Source organism: Corallococcus praedator, from assembly GCF_003612125.1.
In the GTDB taxonomy this organism is placed as follows: Bacteria; Myxococcota; Myxococcia; order Myxococcales; family Myxococcaceae; genus Corallococcus; species Corallococcus praedator.
The window spans coordinates 1-394 of the sequence record NZ_RAWI01001376.1; the positions used below are offsets into that span (position 1 = coordinate 1).

The 394-nt window shown below is 78.9% G+C and carries 1 protein-coding gene; it reads right to left on the reverse strand.

Translation table 11 applies throughout. The annotated features are described in order from the left end of the window. Positions 1 to 394, reverse strand: a 394-nt coding sequence (locus tag D7Y13_RS44525) for a chemotaxis protein CheW (RefSeq protein ID WP_208734750.1), incomplete at both ends; no start/stop codon positions are given.

The following is a 394-nucleotide window of genomic DNA, read 5'->3' on the forward strand; positions in this document are numbered from 1 at the left end:
CCTCCCGAGCGCGCGGCGCCCATCCGGCGGCCCGCGCGCGCGGCCCCGAGCGCGCCCAGGTCCAGCACCAGCGTCGGCTGGCCGTCTCCCAGGTCCGTGGCGCCCGCCACGCCCGGCACGCGCACCAACGGGTCTTCCAGCGGACGCAGGACGATCTCCTGCTGCCCCAGCAGCCGGTCCACCGCGAAGGCCACCGGCTCCCCGCGCTGCCGCACGATGAGCGCCTTGGTGCCCCGCGCGCCGCCCGCGTCCTGGGGCGCCGTCCGCTCCAGCAGCCGCGCCAGCGACAGCAGGGGCACCGCCGCGCCCCGCCGCTCCACCAGCCCCATGCCATCCGCGCCCGCCGGGCGCACCACCTTCAGCGCGTCCACGTCGATGAGCTCCTCCACCGTCC